Source organism: Halomonas urmiana (assembly GCF_005780185.1).
Classification (GTDB): domain Bacteria; phylum Pseudomonadota; class Gammaproteobacteria; order Pseudomonadales; family Halomonadaceae; genus Halomonas; species Halomonas urmiana.
This window is the reverse complement of the sequence record NZ_VBUI01000120.1, coordinates 1-231: the sequence shown is the minus strand read 5'-3', so window position 1 is coordinate 231 and position 231 is coordinate 1. Positions and strand designations below refer to the sequence as shown.

Annotated in this window: 1 protein-coding gene; it reads right to left on the bottom strand. The window is 37.7% G+C overall.

Features of this window, described 5'->3' with window-relative positions:
• Positions 1–231: hypothetical protein (locus tag FEI13_RS19010; RefSeq protein WP_204758437.1), on the bottom strand; the 231-nt coding region annotated here is incomplete at both ends.

Genomic DNA, 231 nt, shown 5'->3' with positions numbered 1-231 from the left:
GACAGTAGGGTTAATCAACTCAATCACAGGCATGTCAATACTGGCTCTTTGCTCAATTTCGCAATCCTCTTGATTGGTCGGTAAAGCGGTTTTAAAGGCTGAGCATAATAAGTTTTCAAACTGATCTAGATTTGAAATTTCACCTTTCAACAAAGTATAGCCAATGCGTAAATTTACGGGATAGCTATTATTTTCTACCGTAATGAGTTGTGGTTTGGTGAGCGCATTTAA